The sequence below is a fragment of the Rhizobium sp. Root1212 genome, assembly GCF_001424985.1.
Lineage (GTDB): Bacteria > Pseudomonadota > Alphaproteobacteria > Rhizobiales > Rhizobiaceae > Pararhizobium.
Genome location: NZ_LMDA01000001.1, coordinates 662,751 through 675,356, shown reverse-complemented (window position 1 = coordinate 675,356; position 12,606 = coordinate 662,751). Strand labels below are relative to the sequence as shown.

Sequence of the window (12,606 nt, the reverse complement as noted above, 5' to 3'; positions counted from 1 at the left end):
CTCAAAGAAACACCGCATGTTCTGCCGTCACCAGTTCCTGAATGAAATCGGCGACGGTGCGCACCCGGACGAGGTCGCGGGCGCTTTCGTGGTAGGTGGTCCAGTAAGCGCGGCGGATTTTGATGTCGGGCAGCACCTTCACCAGTTCCGGCGTCTGCCGGGCGATATAATCATGCAGGATGCCGATGCCGGCGCCGGAGCGCACGGCTTCGGTCTGGCCGGTGGCGCTTGAGATTTCGAAGCTCGCATCCCAGCTGCGCATGATCTCGCCGGTGAAATTGAGCGAGGCCGTGAAGATCAGGTCTTCGACATAACCGATCCGCCGATGCGCCTTCAGGTCCTCGACGGAAAGCGGCGTGCCGTGGTTTTCGAGATAGCGGCGCGAGGCATAGAGGCCGAGCGTATAATCGGTGAGCTTCGCGGAAACGAGCCGGCCCTGTTCCGGCCGTTCCAGCGTGATGGCGATATCGGCCTCGCGCTGCGACAGCGAGAAGGAGCGGGGAACGGGCACCAGCTGAATGCGAAGCTCGGGATAGCGCTCCATGAGCCGGCCAAGGCGCGGCGCCAGAAACGAAACACCGAAACCATCCGGCGCGCCGACCCGCACAGTGCCGGCAATGGCGCTGTCGATGCGGCCGAGATTGGCCTGTACGGCCAGCATCTCCGTTTCCATCCGCTCGGCCGAGCCGAGAAAGACCTCGCCTTCCGCCGTCAGCTCGCAGCCGTTGGTGCGGCGCACGAAGAGCCTCGTCGCCAGCGCCTCCTCCAGTGCTGTCAGCCGCCGCGAGAGGGTTGCGTGGTTGACGCCGAGGCGTTTGGAAGCCGCCAGTATCTGGCCCGAGCGCGCAACGGCAAGAAAGACGCGGACGTCATCCCAGTTCATGTCTTTGATCCAGAGTCTTGCCGCGCATCATCACCGGATCGGCATCCACCAGCTTCAGGCCTTTTACCATGTCAGCCGTGCCGGCCTTGTATTTCAGGAAATGCGGTGTCTGGAGATGGGCGTCGTAGGCATCCCGGTTCGCGTAAACTTCCAGGATACGAATACGCTCGGGCCGCTCCTTCTCCGAGACCGCATGCAGCATCAGCACGCCGGGCTCGTTATCGACCGAGGCTTCGATTTCCTCTGCAAGAAGCCTGCGATAGGCTGCCAGTTGCGCCGGGTCGATGTCCAGTTCCGCAATTCTGACGATCCGGCCATCCATCGTCGCACCTCGTTGCTTTAATTTTTGCACAACGGATGCTTATTCCATTCCATTGCTTTGTGCAATTTGAAGCGTAAGATCCCGCCCAAGGATAAGACACGGAGGGTCACCCATGTACGAACTCGGCCATTTCATCAACGGCAAGCGCGTCGCCGGCACCAGCGGACGCACGAGCAACATCTATAATCCGGCAACCGGCGAAGTGCAGGCCACGGTGGCGCTCGCAAGCGACGCCGAACTGGCCGCTGCCGTCGAAAGCGCCAAGGCGGCGCAGCCGGCCTGGGCGGCAACCAATCCGCAGCGCCGCGGCCGCGTCTTCATGAAGTTCGTCGACCTTCTCAACCAGAACATGGATGAGCTGGCCGTTCTGATCTCCAGGGAGCACGGCAAGACGGTCGAGGATTCCAAGGGCGACATCATTCGCGGCCTGGAAGTCTGCGAATTCGTCATCGGTATTCCGCACCTCGCCAAGGGCGAGTTTACCGAAGGCGCCGGCCCCGGTATCGATATGTATTCGTTCCGCCAGCCGGTCGGTATCGGCGCGGGCATCACGCCGTTCAACTTCCCCGGCATGATCCCGATGTGGATGTTCGCGCCTGCCATCGCCTGCGGCAATGCCTTCATCCTGAAGCCTTCCGAGCGTGATCCGTCCCTGCCGATCCGCCTTGCCGAACTGATGATGGAAGCGGGCCTGCCTGCCGGCGTCCTCAACGTCGTCAACGGAGACAAGAGCGCGGTCGATGCGATCCTCACCCACCCGGATATATCAGCCGTTTCCTTCGTCGGCTCCACGCCGATCGCCCGCTACGTCTATGGCACGGCGGCTTCCAACGGCAAGCGCGCCCAGTGCTTCGGCGGCGCCAAGAACCACATGATCATCATGCCGGATGCCGATCTCGACCAGGCCTGCAACGCCCTCATGGGCGCAGGCTACGGCTCGGCCGGCGAGCGCTGCATGGCGATCTCGGTTGCCGTTCCGGTCGGCGAGGAAACCGCAAACCGCCTGATCGCCAAGCTTTCCCCGATGGTTGAAAGCCTGCGCATCGGCCCCTACACCGACGACAAGGCCGACATGGGCCCGCTCGTCACCAAGGAAGCCGAGACCCGCGTCCGCGGCCTGATCGAAAAGGGTCTCGAGCAAGGCGCCAATCTGGTCGTCGATGGCCGCGACTTCAAGCTCCAGGGTTATGAAGACGGCTTCTTCGTCGGCGGCTGCCTGTTCGATAACGTCACGCGGGACATGGACATCTACAAGACCGAAATCTTCGGCCCTGTTCTCTCCGTCGTCCGCGCCAAGACCTATGAGGAAGCCCTCGACCTGCCGATGAGCCATGAATACGGCAACGGCGTCGCGATCTACACCCGCGACGGCGATGCGGCCCGCGATTTCGCCAGCCGTATCAATATCGGCATGGTCGGCGTCAACGTTCCGATCCCGGTTCCGTTGTCTTACCACTCCTTCGGCGGCTGGAAGGCTTCGTCCTTCGGCGACCTCAACCAATACGGCACGGATTCGATCAAGTTCTGGACCCAGACCAAGACGGTCACCAGCCGCTGGCCCTCGGGCATCAAGGGCGGCGCCGAATTCTCCATGCCGACCATGAAGTAAGTTACGGAAAGGGCCTCTTCGGAGGCCTTTTGTCGAGAAAAAAAGGGCAGCAACCGTTAGGTCGCTGCCCTTTGTTTTGTGATAGTTCTGCACTCTCTGCGTCATCCTCGGCCTTGAGCCGAGGATCTTCCAGCCTCTTGCCAAATGGAGGATTGATGGATGGTCGGGTCAGGCCCGACCATGACGGAGGAGAGGGGGTGAGGGGAGGCCGATTACATCGCCGGGCCGTCGTTGTAGCCCACCTTGTCCACCAGCTCGGACGCCTTCTTGCGGTTCGCGGCGATCTCGGCGAGCGGCAGCGGATCGGGATTGATCTTGCCGAAGGATTTGACGATTTCCGAAGGCTCGGAGCCCGGCATGACCGGATATTCGAACACCTGCTCCGCATAGATGTGCTGGGCTTCGCCGGAGGCGAGGAATTCCATCAGCTTGATGGCATTGTCCTTGTTCGGGGCGTTCTTGGCCAGCGCCATGCCGGAAATGTTGACGTGGGTACCGCGGTCGTTGTTGTTCGGGAACAGAACCTTGATCGCGCCCGCCCAGTCCTTCTGTTCCGGCTCGATCTCGTTGGTCATCATCAGTCCGACATAATAGGTGTTGCCGAGCGCGATATCGCATTCGCCGGCATAGATGGCCTTGGCTTGGTCGCGGTCGGAGCCGTCGGGCTTGCGAGCGAGATTGTTCTTCAGGCCCGTCAGCCACTTTTCCGTATAGGCTTCGCCGTGATGGACGATCATCGAGGCGAAGAGACCGATATTGTAGGAATGCTGGCCGTCGCGGGTGCAAATCTTGCCCTTCCACTTCGGATCGGCAAGCTCCTCATAGGTGATCTCGTTCTGGGCAACGCGCTCCTTGGAGGCATAGACCACGCGGCCGCGTGTCGTCAGGCCGAACCAGTCGCCGTCCGGGTCGCGGTAGTGGGCGGGAATATCCTTGTCGATGATGGCACTGTGCACCGGCTGGGTCACGCCGCCGTCCTTGGCCTCGGTCAGGCGAGCGATGTCGACGGTCAGGATCAGGTCTGCCGGCGAATTGGCGCCTTCCGCCTGCATGCGCTCGACGAGGCCCTTGTCGAGGAAAAGCACGTTGGCGGTGATTCCCGTTTCCTTTTCGAACTGGTCGAGCAAGGGCTGGATCAATTCCGGCTGGCGATAGGAATAGATATTGACCTCGCCATCCGCAAAGGCGGCACCCGCGGATGCGGCAGCAATGGCAAGGGCAAGAATGCCCGTCCGGAAGGTTGCACGCGCCATGATATCTCCTTTTTTGGATCGGTATTTAATCTGAGTTATTCAATCACCTTTTGCAACGGGCTGCGGCAGCGGTCAAGCCAGCGGCGGTATAATCACGGGAATATGAAGTTTGTCGGTTTTTGGAATTGTTCCAAAGTGCATAAGGTCCTATATGAGAACTGGAGTATTTGCGTGAGGATTCCTCCACCCGCAAGCAGCAACCGGGACTATGACCGCCATGGCTTGAGGAGGCCTTGTCGGTCTCGATCCTAAGCCGGAGTCGAGAATGCGCCTGACGAAGCAAACCAACTACGCGGTCCGCATGCTGATGTATTGCGCCGCCAATCATGGCAATCTGAGCCGCATTCCGGAAATCGCCAGGGCTTACGGCGTCTCGGAACTTTTCCTGTTCAAGATTTTGCAGCCGCTCAACAAGGCCGGGCTGGTGGAAACCGTGCGTGGCCGCAACGGCGGCGTGCGCCTGCCAAGACCCGCCGATCAGATCACCCTGTTCGATATCGTCAAGGTTACCGAAGACAGCTTCGCCATGGCCGAGTGCTTCGAGGCCGGTGAAATCGAATGTCCGCTCGTCGACAGCTGCGGCCTGAATGCCGCGCTGCGCAAGGCGCTCAACGCCTTCTTCGAGGTGCTGCAGCAGTACACGATCGACGATCTCGTCAAAGCCCGCCCGCAGATCAACTTCCTGCTGGGCCTGGAGACCACGCCCAAGGGCCAGATCGCGGCCGCCTGAGTGGTTTGAAAGATCGAATCGTTGAAGGGCCTGGCAGAGATGCTGGGCCTTTTCGTTGGGACAACCCTCAATTCCGGCTCAGATATTCCCGCAGGATAAATTCGATCGCGGTCGGGTCCATCTCGGCCTTGTCGAGACGGAAGTCGACGCCATATTCCTCGAAGGTCTGGAAATAGGGGTCGGCCAGCGACGACGAGATGACGCCGATCGGCCCGATGAAGCCGCTCTGGCGCAGGGCCGGCACGGTCTCGCGAAAATCCCGCTGCGGCTGCAGCCGATTGTCCATCAGCACGATCGAAACCGGCTTTCCCGAGGTGATGAAGGCGAGCGCGTCGTCGATCGTCTCGCAATAATGCAATTCGATCCTGAGCGCGGTGATCTTGCGGATCAGACCGCGCAGGATGAGGTTTTCAGCCGGATCGTCGTCTACAAGCAGGATGTGGATCGGTTCTATCATGTCTGTCTTGGTGGTTCCGGTTACTGAAGGCTTGGGAAGGATATGCAGGAACTCGGGGCGGAGGCCGGCGAGGCCGCCGCTTTACTGGATGATCTGCTCGCGGATCGCCTTCGCCACCATCTGGGTGCGGTTGACCACATCGAGTTTCTTCAAAATCGTCGCCGTGTGCGAATTGACCGTATGCTCGGAGACCGAGACGATCAGGGCAATCTCGCTGGCGGTCTTGCCATGCGAAATCCAGCGCAGGATTTCCGTCTCGCGCGGTGTCAGCCCCAGCCCGGTCTTGTTCGACAGCACCTGCCGGTAAAAATAATCGAAGGCGCAGGCCGCATCGTAGCAGATCTCGAAATGATCCTGCCGGGAGATATCCTCGATATCGCCGAGGAAGAGCACGGCGTAGCGTGCGCCGTTGGTACCGGCGACCGGCACGCAGAGCAGCATGTCGAAGCCGAGTTGCGCCAGCAGGTTGCTGCCATTACCCAGATGCGGGTCGTCCGCCTTCCAGACGGAGGAGATTGTGGATTTGTGCAGGCTGCGGAACACGACGGAATCGCCGAAACGGTGGCGCTTGTCGTACTCCTCGGCAAGGCCCGATGGCAGGTCGTGCAGCGCCAGCCGATTGGACAGCATGCAGGCATCCGCCTCGTTGCCCAACTGCAGGACGCCGAAATGCTCGAATCCGAAGCGCAGCGCCATCGTGTGGAAGATACGGAAGAAATCCACACGGTTGAGCGCCTTCTCGAGATCGCTGTCGAAGTCGTAACGCCGATGATTTTTCACCAGATTTGCCACGAATCGAAAGCTTCCCGTCCCATTGCCTCCAGGTCAATTTAGCGCGCCATAAACCATTGGCAACACTAAACCGGAAGATGAGTGAAGATGCGAGCGAGGGGGAAGGCGGGGCGAGTGGGAGGACTGTTTAGAAGCTTGCGAAATTCCCCGCCTGGAGCTTGCAAGCCGGCCAGCCCTCCCGGCCCCGTGAGAGCGCTTATGGCACGAGGAGATGCTTCGCCTCTATCCGTGCACCTTGGGATTGACTTTTTTATTTTGGCATCCACGATTCGCGCTCCCCTTGCGATTTTTCGCGACACACGCGCTCAAAAAGTCGTGCATAGCGACATTGAGGTCGTTTTGAGAAGAATTTTCCAGTTGGACAAATTCTTGGAGAGGCTTATTGCAAAGGCTCGTTAAATGTCGTTTCCTCCGGCCTGACCGGACGCAACGGCGTTCAGCGTCAAAAAAACACGAGAACAAAGAACAAAGCTGGGAAGCAATCTCATGAAAAAGCTCTCTACTCTCCTTGCGGCTACTGCGATCGCCACGTTGATGGCCGGTTCCGCATGGTCGAAGACATTGGTTTATTGCTCGGAAGCATCGCCGGAAGGCTTCGATCCGGGCCTTTACACGGGCGGCCAGACGTTCGACGCCTCGTCGCGCACCGCTTACAACCGTCTCGTCGAATTCAAGCACGGCGGCACCGAACTGGAGCCGGGCCTCGCCGAGAGCTACGAAGTATCGGCCGACGGCAAGGAATACACCTTCAAGCTGCGCAAGGGCGTCAAGTTCCAGACCACGGAATACTTCACCCCGACCCGCGAGCTGAACGCCGACGACGTCATCTTCTCGTTCGAGCGCCAGTACAAGACCGATAATCCGTGGAACAAGTATGTTGCAGGCGCCTCCTGGGAATATTTTGCCGGCATGGGCTTCCCGGACCTGATCGACAAGATCGAGAAGGTCGACGACCTGACCGTCAAGTTCGTGCTGAAGCGCCCGGAAGCGCCGTTCATCGCCAACCTCGGCATGGACTTCGCCTCGATCCTCTCCAAGGAATATGCTGACAAGCTGGCAGCTGACGGCAAGATGGAGCTTCTGAACCAGCAGCCGCTCGGCACCGGCCCGTTCACCTTCGTCGCCTACCAGACGGATGCGGCGATCCGCTACAAGGCCAACCCGGACTACTGGAACGGCAAGCAGCCGATCGACGATCTCGTCTTCGCGATTACCACGGACGCTGCCGTTCGTGCCCAGAAGCTGAAGGCCGGCGAATGCCACATCATGGCATACCCGAACTCTGCTGACGTCGCAGAACTCAAGAAGGACGAGAACCTGACGGTTCTGGAGCAGGAAGGCCTCAACGTCTCCTACCTCGCCTACAACACGCTGGTTCCGCCGTTCGACAAGGCCGAGGTCCGCAAGGCCCTCAACATGGCCGTCAACAAGCAGGCCATCGTCGACGCCGTCTTCCAGGGTGCTGCAACCGTTGCCAAGAACCCGATCCCGCCGACGATGTGGTCGTACAACAATGCCGTCGAAGACGACAAGTACGATCCGGAAGCCGCCAAGAAGATGCTTGAAGAAGCCGGCGTAAAGGATCTTCACATGAAGATCTGGGCTATGCCGGTTGCCCGTCCGTACATGCTGAACGCCCGTCGCGCAGCTGAACTGATGCAGGCCGACCTCGCCAAGATCGGCGTCACCGCCGAGATCGTCTCCTACGAATGGGCCGAATACCTGAAGCTCTCGTCCGCCAAGGACCGCGACGGCGCGGCCATCCTCGGCTGGACGGGTGACAACGGCGACCCGGACAACTTCCTTGACACGCTGCTCGGCTGCGATGCCGTCGGCGGCAACAACCGCGCCCAGTGGTGCAACAAGGACTTCGACGATCTGATGACCAAGGCGAAGGCAACCGCCGACGTCGCCGAGCGCACGAAGCTCTATGAAGAGGCTCAGGTCATCTTCAAGAAGGAAGCGCCTTGGAACACGCTCGACCACTCGCTGGTCGTCGTTCCCATGAGCAAGAAGGTCACGGGCTTCAAGATGGACCCGCTCGGCATTCACCGCTTTGACGGCGTAGACATCGCCGAGTAAGATCGGTCAAAACAAAGGCACGCCGCAAAGAGCGTGCAATGGCCGGCGGCTCGAAGACATTCGGGCCGCCGGTTTTTCAAAAAAGAAGGGGTTGGCGCCCATGTTTCGTTTTATCTTCGGACGGCTCGCTGTCCTGATACCCACGTTCATCGGGGTATCGATCATCGCATTTTCCTTCATACGACTTCTGCCGGGCGATCCGGTCATGCTGATGTCGGGCGAGCGCGTGATGTCGCCCGAGCGGCATACCGAGCTGATGCACCAGCTCGGCCTCGACCGGCCGATGTACGTCCAGTATTTCGACTATCTGACCGGCCTGCTGCAGGGCGATTTCGGCTCGTCGATCGTCACCAAGCGCCCGGTTCTGGAAGATTTCGTCAATCTCTTCCCGGCAACGCTGGAACTGTCGCTCTGTGCCATCATCGTTGCAGTCGCACTCGGCATTCCCGCCGGCGTGCTGGCCGCGGTGAAGCGGGGAACGTGGTTCGACCAGTCGATCATGGGCGTCGCCCTTATCGGCTATTCGATGCCGATCTTCTGGTGGGGCTTGCTGCTCATCATCTTCTTCTCCGGCTATCTCGGCTGGACGCCGGTCTCGGGGCGCATCTCGCTGATGTATTTCTTCCCGCAGGTCACCGGCTTCATGCTGATCGACAGCCTGATTTCCGGGCAGGCGGGGGCGTTCAAATCGGCGCTGACCTATCTGATCCTGCCGACCACGGTGCTGGCGACCATTCCGCTTGCCGTGATCGCCCGCCAGACCCGCTCGGCCATGCTCGAGGTTCTGAGTGAGGATTACGTGCGCACCGCCCGCGCCAAGGGCATGCCGCCCTTCCGCGTCATCGGCATCCATGCGCTGCGCAACGCGCTGATCCCGGTCATCACCACCATCGGCCTGCAGGTCGGCGTGCTGCTTGCCGGCGCGATCCTGACGGAGACGATCTTCTCCTGGCCGGGCATCGGCAAGTGGATGGTCGATAGCGTGTTCAAGCGCGACTACGCGGTCGTGCAGGGCGGGCTGATGCTCATCGCCGCCGTCATCATGCTGGTCAACCTCGTCGTCGACGTGCTCTACGGGCTCGTCAATCCGCGTATCCGGCACTAGGAGGCGCACCCATGGCTGCTGTCGAAACACCGAAGAACCCGCCCACCGGCCTCGCCGAGTTCTGGTTCTATTTCTCTCGCAACAAGGGCGCCGTGATCGGTCTCGTCGTCTTTGTCGTCATCCTGTTCCTGGCGGTCTTCGCCGGTGTGGTCGCGCCGCATGATCCGGCGATCCAGGACCGCGCCGTGCTGCTCCTTCCGCCGGCCTTTTCCGAAGGCGGGCAGGCGTCCTATCTGCTCGGCACCGATGCCGTCGGCCGCGACATCCTCTCGCGCTTGATCTATGGCGCGCGTTTCTCGCTGTTCATCGGCGTGATCGTCGTGACCCTGTCGGTCATCTCGGGCGTGCTCGTCGGCCTGATCGCCGGCTACTTCCGTGGCCGTGTCGATACGGTGATCATGCGCGTCATGGATATCATCCTGGCGTTTCCGTCGCTGCTTCTGGCGCTGGTGCTGGTTGCCGTTCTCGGTCCCGGCCTCGTCAATGCGATGATCGCGATCTCGCTCGTCAACCTGCCGCATTTCGTGCGCCTGACCCGCGCCGCGGTGATGACCGAGCGCGCCAAGGACTACGTCATCGCTTCCAAGGTTGCCGGTGCCGGCACGCTTCGCCTGATGTTCCTCACCATCCTGCCGAACTGCCTTGCACCGCTGATCGTCCAGGCGACGCTCGCCTTCTCGGCGGCGATCCTCGATGCGGCAGCGCTCGGCTTTCTCGGCATGGGCGCCCAGCCGCCGACGCCGGAATGGGGAACCATGCTCGCCGAAGCCCGTGAATTCATCCAGCGCGCCTGGTGGGTGGTGACCTTCCCCGGTCTTGCCATTCTCATCACCGTCCTTGCCATCAACCTGATGGGCGACGGCCTGCGCGACGCGCTCGATCCCAAGCTGAAGAGGTCGTGATGTACCTTCTCGAAATCGAAAACCTGGTCGTCGAATTCCAGACGGCCTCCGGCCCCTTCCGCGCCGTCGACGGCGTCTCGCTCAAGGTGAGTGCGGGCGAAGTCCTCGCGATCGTCGGGGAGTCCGGTTCAGGCAAATCGGTCTCCATGCTCGCGGCCATGGGGCTTTTGCCCTGGACGGCGAAGGTGACGGCCGACAAGCTGACCTTCAACGGCCGCGACATGCTGTCCATGTCCGACGCCGAGCGGCGCAGGATCATCGGCAAGGATATTGCCATGATCTTCCAGGAGCCGGTCGCCAGCCTCAACCCGTGCTTCACGGTCGGCTTCCAGATCGAGGAGGTGCTGCGCTTCCACACCGATCTCGGCAAGAAGGCGCGACGCGACCGCGCCATCGAGCTGTTCAATGCCGTCGGCATTCCGAACCCGGAAGAGCGCCTCGGCCACTACCCGCACCAGATGTCGGGCGGCCAGTGCCAGCGCGTGATGATCGCGACCGCGCTTGCCTGCAATCCGAAGCTCTTGATCGCCGACGAGCCGACCACTGCGCTCGATGTGACGATCCAGAAGCAGATTCTCGATCTCCTGATGCGCATCCAGGCCGATCACGGCATGGGCCTGATCATGATCACCCACAACATGGGCGTCGTGGCCGAAACCGCAGATCGCGTCATCGTGCAGTACAAGGGCCGCAAGATCGAGGAAGCCGATGTGCTGTCGCTCTTCGAAAGCCCGAAGAGCGCCTATACCAGGGCGCTGCTGTCGGCGCTGCCGGACAATGCGACCGGCGACCGCCTGCCGACGATCACGCAGTTCCTCACCGACCAGCAGATCTTTGAAGGAGCCGTGCGATGACCCCCGTGCTCGAAGCGCGCAACCTGAAGCGCGACTACCACATTCCCGGCAGCCTGTTCAAAAAGGCCCGCACCGTCCATGCCGTCAAGGGCGTCAGCTTCTCCGTCGAGCAGGGCAAGACGCTTGCCATCGTCGGCGAAAGCGGCTGCGGCAAGTCAACGCTCGCCCGTATCGTCACCATGATCGACCCGGCGACCTCGGGCGACATGCTGATCGACGGCAATAAGGTGGACATCGCCCATCAGGCGCTGACCTCGGACATGCGCCGCAAGGTGCAGATCGTCTTCCAGAACCCCTATGGCACGCTCAATCCGCGCAAGAAGATCGGCGATATCCTCACCGAGCCGCTGGTTATCAACACCGACATGAAGGCCGCCGACCGCAAGGACAAGGCCATGGCGATGCTGAAGAAGGTCGGCCTCGAAGAGAAGCATTACGGGCGTTACCCGCATATGTTCTCGGGCGGCCAGCGCCAGCGTGTGGCGATCGCCCGCGCGCTGATGCTCAATCCGCGGCTTCTGGTGCTCGACGAGCCGGTTTCGGCGCTCGACCTTTCGGTGCAGGCGCAGGTGCTGAACCTGCTCGCCGACCTGCAGGACGAGTTCCAGCTGACCTACGTCTTCATCAGCCACGATCTCTCGGTCGTGCGCTACATCGCCGATGATGTGATGGTGATGTACTATGGCGAAGCCGTCGAATACGGCAGCCGCGAAGAGGTCTTCGCCAACCCCCAGCACAGCTATACCCGGACACTGTTTGCCGCGACGCCGCGCGCCGATGTCGACAGCATCAAGGCCCGCCTTGCCAAGAAGGCGGCGGCTTAGAAGCAGCGGGCCGCTCGCTCCGTCGTCCCCTCTTCCCCGCGTGCGGGGAGAGGGCTAGGGTGAGGGGCAAAGCTCTCATCCTCGAAGATGCCGCGGTTCCAGCGTGCCCCTCATCCGGCCTGTCGGCCACCTTCTCCCCGCAGGCGGGGAGAAGGGACAAGCGGCGACCTGTTGGCCTCATACGCTCTTTCGTGTAAACGAACCTCGCCGCCCCGGATTTTGCCTTCGGTGGCAGGCGCCGATCCGCCGCCGGAACCCGTCCGGCCGTCAATCCCGAGGAATATGACCATGGAAATCAAACGTTTCGAAACCGGCCCTCGCATGAGCCAGGCTGTCGTCCACAACGGCACCGTTTATCTGGCCGGCCAGGTCGGCAATGCCGGCGATGACGTCGCGACCCAGACGAAGCAGGCGCTTGCCGAGGTCGACCGCCTGCTGGCGCTTGCCGGCACCGACAAGACCCGCATCCTTTCGGCCACCATCTGGCTGGCCGATATGATCGACTTCCCGAAGATGAACGCTGTCTGGGATGCCTGGGCGCCGCAGGGCAACACGCCTGCCCGCGCCACCGGCGAAGCGAAGCTGGCCGCCCCGGAATACCTCGTCGAAGTGATCGTCGTCGCCGCCCTCTAGAGTTTGTCAGGGAAAAGTGGAACACGGTTTTCCCGAAAGACAAACGAAAGCAAAAGAACCCGGAGTATGTCAGGTTCAATCTGAACCTGACATACTCTAAGGGCGTATCGATAGACCGAAAAGAGGCCCGGCACGCGATTGCGCCGCCGGGCTTTTTGTT

At 61.1% G+C, this 12,606-nt stretch carries 13 protein-coding genes; 8 read left to right on the top strand and 5 right to left on the bottom strand.

Annotated features, from left to right (window positions below; genetic code table 11):
* Window position 1: 1 nt before the first annotated feature.
* A complete protein-coding gene (locus ASC86_RS03270) occupies window positions 2–883 on the bottom strand; it encodes a LysR family transcriptional regulator (protein ID WP_056315933.1) in 882 nt (293 codons plus the stop codon).
* Entirely contained in the window at window positions 870–1,205 is a 336-nt protein-coding gene (locus tag ASC86_RS03265) for a putative quinol monooxygenase (protein ID WP_056315930.1), read from the bottom strand. Before ASC86_RS03265 ends, ASC86_RS03270 begins: the two co-directional genes overlap by 14 nt.
* A 112-nt stretch (window positions 1,206–1,317) precedes the next feature.
* Between ASC86_RS03265 and ASC86_RS03260 the strand changes: the two genes are divergently transcribed.
* Entirely contained in the window at window positions 1,318–2,814 is a 1,497-nt protein-coding gene (locus ASC86_RS03260) for a CoA-acylating methylmalonate-semialdehyde dehydrogenase (RefSeq protein ID WP_056315927.1), read from the top strand.
* A gap of 212 nt (window positions 2,815–3,026) precedes the next feature.
* Here the strand turns inward: ASC86_RS03260 and ASC86_RS03255 are convergent, their stop codons facing one another.
* The gene (locus tag ASC86_RS03255) at window positions 3,027–4,067 is read right to left on the bottom strand and encodes a Fe(3+) ABC transporter substrate-binding protein (protein WP_056315924.1); all 1,041 of its coding nucleotides are present in this window, start codon (window positions 4,065–4,067) and stop codon (window positions 3,027–3,029) included.
* Between the two features lie 265 nt (window positions 4,068–4,332).
* Here ASC86_RS03255 and rirA point away from each other — a divergent pair, with 265 nt between their 5' ends.
* Complete coding sequence (rirA, locus tag ASC86_RS03250) at window positions 4,333–4,797, top strand: iron-responsive transcriptional regulator RirA (RefSeq protein ID WP_056315920.1); 465 nt, start codon at window positions 4,333–4,335, stop codon at window positions 4,795–4,797.
* 67 nt (window positions 4,798–4,864) lie between these two features.
* Here rirA and ASC86_RS03245 read toward each other — a convergent pair whose 3' ends face one another.
* Together ASC86_RS03245 and ASC86_RS03240 are read right to left on the bottom strand one after the other, a co-directional pair.
* Complete coding sequence (locus tag ASC86_RS03245) at window positions 4,865–5,254, bottom strand: response regulator (RefSeq protein WP_056315918.1); 390 nt, start codon at window positions 5,252–5,254, stop codon at window positions 4,865–4,867.
* Between the two features lie 81 nt (window positions 5,255–5,335).
* Window positions 5,336–6,034, bottom strand: coding sequence for a helix-turn-helix transcriptional regulator (locus ASC86_RS03240; RefSeq protein ID WP_156386881.1), 699 nt, complete (start codon window positions 6,032–6,034; stop codon window positions 5,336–5,338).
* A 498-nt stretch (window positions 6,035–6,532) separates the two neighbouring features.
* On the opposite strand from ASC86_RS03240, the gene ASC86_RS03230 reads away from it, so the two are divergent.
* From ASC86_RS03230 to ASC86_RS03205, 6 genes are all read left to right on the top strand, one after another.
* Window positions 6,533–8,128 carry an ABC transporter substrate-binding protein gene (locus ASC86_RS03230; RefSeq protein WP_056315906.1) on the top strand — a complete coding sequence of 532 codons (1,596 nt, stop codon included), beginning with the start codon at window positions 6,533–6,535 and terminating at the stop codon, window positions 8,126–8,128.
* 100 nt (window positions 8,129–8,228) lie between these two features.
* Window positions 8,229–9,233, top strand: a complete 1,005-nt coding sequence (locus ASC86_RS03225; protein WP_056315904.1) for an ABC transporter permease subunit — start codon at window positions 8,229–8,231, stop codon at window positions 9,231–9,233.
* Between the two features lie 11 nt (window positions 9,234–9,244).
* Window positions 9,245–10,135 carry an ABC transporter permease subunit gene (locus ASC86_RS03220; protein ID WP_056315899.1) on the top strand — a complete coding sequence of 297 codons (891 nt, stop codon included), beginning with the start codon at window positions 9,245–9,247 and terminating at the stop codon, window positions 10,133–10,135.
* The gene (locus ASC86_RS03215) at window positions 10,135–10,989 is read left to right on the top strand and encodes an ABC transporter ATP-binding protein (RefSeq protein ID WP_082509846.1); all 855 of its coding nucleotides are present in this window, start codon (window positions 10,135–10,137) and stop codon (window positions 10,987–10,989) included. Before ASC86_RS03220 ends, ASC86_RS03215 begins: the two co-directional genes overlap by 1 nt.
* Complete coding sequence (locus ASC86_RS03210) at window positions 10,986–11,813, top strand: dipeptide ABC transporter ATP-binding protein (protein WP_056315896.1); 828 nt, start codon at window positions 10,986–10,988, stop codon at window positions 11,811–11,813. The genes ASC86_RS03215 and ASC86_RS03210 overlap by 4 nt, the downstream gene beginning before the upstream one ends.
* A gap of 288 nt (window positions 11,814–12,101) precedes the next feature.
* Window positions 12,102–12,446, top strand: coding sequence for a RidA family protein (locus ASC86_RS03205; protein ID WP_056315893.1), 345 nt, complete (start codon window positions 12,102–12,104; stop codon window positions 12,444–12,446).
* The last annotated feature ends 160 nt before the right edge of the window (window positions 12,447–12,606 follow it).

Coding starts and splice junctions, on each gene's coding strand:
- ASC86_RS03225 (WP_056315904.1), top strand. CDS start 8,229: ATGTTTCGTTTTATCTTCGGACGGCTCGCTGTCCTGATACCCACGTTC.
- ASC86_RS03260 (WP_056315927.1), top strand. CDS start 1,318: ATGTACGAACTCGGCCATTTCATCAACGGCAAGCGCGTCGCCGGCACC.
- ASC86_RS03205 (WP_056315893.1), top strand. CDS start 12,102: ATGGAAATCAAACGTTTCGAAACCGGCCCTCGCATGAGCCAGGCTGTC.
- ASC86_RS03220 (WP_056315899.1), top strand. CDS start 9,245: ATGGCTGCTGTCGAAACACCGAAGAACCCGCCCACCGGCCTCGCCGAG.
- ASC86_RS03265 (WP_056315930.1), bottom strand. CDS start 1,205: ATGGATGGCCGGATCGTCAGAATTGCGGAACTGGACATCGACCCGGCG.
- ASC86_RS03270 (WP_056315933.1), bottom strand. CDS start 883: ATGAACTGGGATGACGTCCGCGTCTTTCTTGCCGTTGCGCGCTCGGGC.
- ASC86_RS03245 (WP_056315918.1), bottom strand. CDS start 5,254: ATGATAGAACCGATCCACATCCTGCTTGTAGACGACGATCCGGCTGAA.
- ASC86_RS03210 (WP_056315896.1), top strand. CDS start 10,986: ATGACCCCCGTGCTCGAAGCGCGCAACCTGAAGCGCGACTACCACATT.
- ASC86_RS03230 (WP_056315906.1), top strand. CDS start 6,533: ATGAAAAAGCTCTCTACTCTCCTTGCGGCTACTGCGATCGCCACGTTG.
- rirA (WP_056315920.1), top strand. CDS start 4,333: ATGCGCCTGACGAAGCAAACCAACTACGCGGTCCGCATGCTGATGTAT.
- ASC86_RS03255 (WP_056315924.1), bottom strand. CDS start 4,067: ATGGCGCGTGCAACCTTCCGGACGGGCATTCTTGCCCTTGCCATTGCT.
- ASC86_RS03215 (WP_082509846.1), top strand. CDS start 10,135: ATGTACCTTCTCGAAATCGAAAACCTGGTCGTCGAATTCCAGACGGCC.